7 protein-coding genes are annotated in these 2,821 nt (G+C 33.6%); 1 reads left to right on the top strand and 6 read right to left on the bottom strand.

Annotated features, from left to right (window positions below):
* On the top strand, positions 1–214 hold a 214-nt coding region (locus U9P79_06765), incomplete at its 5' end, for a hypothetical protein (GenBank protein MEA2104324.1).
* Between the two features lie 159 nt (positions 215–373).
* On the opposite strand, the gene U9P79_06760 is transcribed toward U9P79_06765, so the two are convergent.
* From U9P79_06760 to U9P79_06735, 6 genes are all read right to left on the bottom strand, one after another.
* Positions 374–649, bottom strand: coding sequence for a hypothetical protein (locus U9P79_06760; GenBank protein ID MEA2104323.1), 276 nt, complete (start codon positions 647–649; stop codon positions 374–376).
* Between the two features lie 272 nt (positions 650–921).
* Positions 922–1,128: a hypothetical protein gene (locus U9P79_06755; protein MEA2104322.1), complete on the bottom strand. Its 207-nt coding sequence runs from the start codon at positions 1,126–1,128 to the stop codon at positions 922–924.
* Positions 1,129–1,145: 17 nt separating this feature from the next.
* Entirely contained in the window at positions 1,146–1,337 is a 192-nt protein-coding gene (locus U9P79_06750) for a hypothetical protein (protein ID MEA2104321.1), read from the bottom strand.
* 18 nt (positions 1,338–1,355) lie between these two features.
* Positions 1,356–1,706, bottom strand: coding sequence for a DUF4406 domain-containing protein (locus tag U9P79_06745; protein MEA2104320.1), 351 nt, complete (start codon positions 1,704–1,706; stop codon positions 1,356–1,358).
* 19 nt (positions 1,707–1,725) lie between these two features.
* On the bottom strand, positions 1,726–1,920 hold the full coding sequence (locus U9P79_06740; GenBank protein ID MEA2104319.1) for a hypothetical protein: 195 nt from the start codon (positions 1,918–1,920) through the stop codon (positions 1,726–1,728).
* A gap of 16 nt (positions 1,921–1,936) precedes the next feature.
* Positions 1,937–2,632, bottom strand: a complete 696-nt coding sequence (locus U9P79_06735; protein ID MEA2104318.1) for a phage regulatory protein/antirepressor Ant — start codon at positions 2,630–2,632, stop codon at positions 1,937–1,939.
* Between the last annotated feature and the right edge of the window lie 189 nt (positions 2,633–2,821).

Here is a 2,821-nt window from a genome sequence, read left to right as displayed (position 1 = left end):
TGGGAAAAAAAATGTCAGAATCGACGATGATGTATTAATCGTAAGAGGTTTCTTCACAACAAGTTGGGGGGCATACAGAATGTTCACTATTGGGTTAAGGATACCTGAAGAGATCTTTCAGGCTCTTGTTATTCATATCAGAGAATGCGGAAAAATATTACAAAAGATCAACAAAAAGAAAAAGTGGGAAGAAAACGAAACCATCAAAATTTAAAAAACAAAAAAGCCGCTCAAGAATTTGAGCGGCTTTCACTCTGTGATCTAAATCAACAATCAACATTGAGTCAAAATAGACCGATTAGGATTAATTATGCCATCAAACATTTAACCTACGAATCTTTTCTTCTTAGTGTCCATTTATCATTTTCCTTTTTTATTTAAAATCAACATCAACAGTAGCTCCACAAAAAATAATTTCTCGTTTTTCTCCAAATATTACAGTTGTTCCATACCCCAAATGTATATCTACAAGATTAACTCCTGTTTCTTTGTTAAATTCCACAACCATTTTTTCTATTTCTTCCCTGAAAGCTTCTTTCTTTAATCGAATCTCTTTAATATCCATATTTTGGTATCCTCTTTTAAAAATGCTTATGAGAGCAATATTTCTACTCTCATAAGGTCTAACCCTGTAGTCTATATCAATCATCAATATTGAGTCAAAATAGACCGATTGGGATAATCATAATTATTTTTGTTTCCAGTGGATACATCCAAAGTCAGAACCAGTTAAAAACGCCCATCCCTCATCATCCTCAACCAATACACAATCCGAGGGGACGTCCTCATCCTCATCCCAATTATATCCCCGATAAAATTTAGGATTACTGCATGTCCCTAATGTTTCTTCCTGCTTCCAATATTTACAAGTTTCGCATGTATTCATTTTTTTTCAACATCCTATGCCATCAAACATTTAACCTACGAATCTTCTCTTCTTAGTGTCCATTTGTAGGAATACCCTTGATTATAACTAAGCCTGTCCATTTGCACAAACATAATATCATACAAACTACCATTTCGCTCCACCTGACCGCCCTTACACTCTTCATGTAGTGTTGGTCGATCTGAATAACTATCCAAATTAAAGATTTCCACAATTTCCACAGGTGTTAATTTTTCGTTCATTTTATCATTTTCCTTTTTTATTTAAAACCAATTTCAACCTTAGCTCCACAGAAAAGAATTTCTTGCCTTTCTTCTTCCATTAGTTTTGTTACATACCTAAGATGTATATCTACAAGATTGACTCCTGTTTCTTTGTTAAACTCCACAACCATCCTCTCTATTTCTTTCCTGAAAGCTTCTTTCTTTAATGGAATTTCTGAAATATCCATATTTCTCCTTTTAAAAAATTATATTTTTAATGCCCAACCATACAACGCATCCAAATCCTCAAAGACCGGAATCCCTAACTTTTTTGCTCGTTCAATCTCCGCAATTGTGCCTTTACTATCCTTCCATCCAGGCACTAAAAACATTGCTTCGCTCACATCAAGCCACGCTATGGAGTAATCATAAAATTGCTGAACGGTCAAATCTCTATCCCACAACTTGATAGCAAAATCTTTATCATACCATGGCACAAACGGATAAAGCCCTTTTGCAAACATTTCCGCTGCATACCACTCGCCCCTACCGATATTTTTCAATACTGTTAGTACATCTGTACCAGAATACGCTCCAGCTACATATACTCTTTTCATTTTTTAATCCTTTTGACATTCAAGTGTTCTTAACATTATCCTTAAAAACAGTTTCGGAAACAAAATTTCTACTTTCAGAAGTTGCAATATATCCAAGCTCAACAAACCTATCATCCTCTATCACAACCCCTTTTATCTCTCCCTCATACGCATAACAATACGCATCCCCTGGAAACCTTTGCAACTCATGTATTAATTCACTTACCTTAATCATTTTTTAATTCTCCTTTTTAAATAGTTTCAAGTAGGTCATGGATAAATTCTCTTCCCTTTTCTGTCCAAGTTGTTGAATGCCTGTTTTGTTTATCTCCATTTGATCTTTCTATAATATGAGTTCTTGTTTTCACTAATCCCATATCTTGATATTTCTGATACAATAACCATTGACCACTTTGTTTAAACTGTATCTTTTCATTTTTTAAAATTATATTCAATTGAATAGCGGTCATTTCATTTTCTTTAGCTATTTGAGTAACGGTATATGTATCTCCTGTATCAAGCACGTTCTTGTAATAATCTACTTTTGGTTTATCTTCTACAATCTGAAGCAGGGCAGCTTGTTTTTCCTCATATTCTATCGCCCATGCTCTTGCAGCTTCTGCTGGATTACTGAAATCAGGAAGAAGAGTTTTAGATTTTCTTTGCTCTAATTCTTCTAATCTGTCAACAATTTTGGCACGGAGAGGAATGGAGTAACCTGAAACTAAGACCAAAACCTCTCTTTTTGGTAAACGATAACACTTTTGTTCTCTGCCATAACTGTCTTTAAAGATATGCTCATAATTGAGCATATCCTCTTTTCCATATAATTCCAACAACATACGTTTTACATCCCGCCTCACATTCCGATGCTCCTTTCCAGTTTGCTCTGCAATTTCCCGTGATGTCATTGAAATTTCATTATTAAATTCTGTCATTTTATTCATTTTAAATCTCCTTTTTTAAAATTATTTCTTATTCGGTATATCTTATGAATCTACAATTACTCTTTTTGTTTCTCCTTTCACATATTTTCAAATATATTAATTTTCTTCAACATATTAGGAAATTTCCCATTATAAGTCTTTGCTTCAGGAAACAAACTTTCCTTGTTTAAAAATAAATTAATGAAAAAC

Source organism: Candidatus Cloacimonadota bacterium (genome assembly GCA_034661015.1).
Taxonomy (GTDB): domain Bacteria; phylum Cloacimonadota; class Cloacimonadia; order JGIOTU-2; family JGIOTU-2; genus JAYEKN01.
This window is presented reverse-complemented; position numbering and strand designations above follow the sequence as displayed.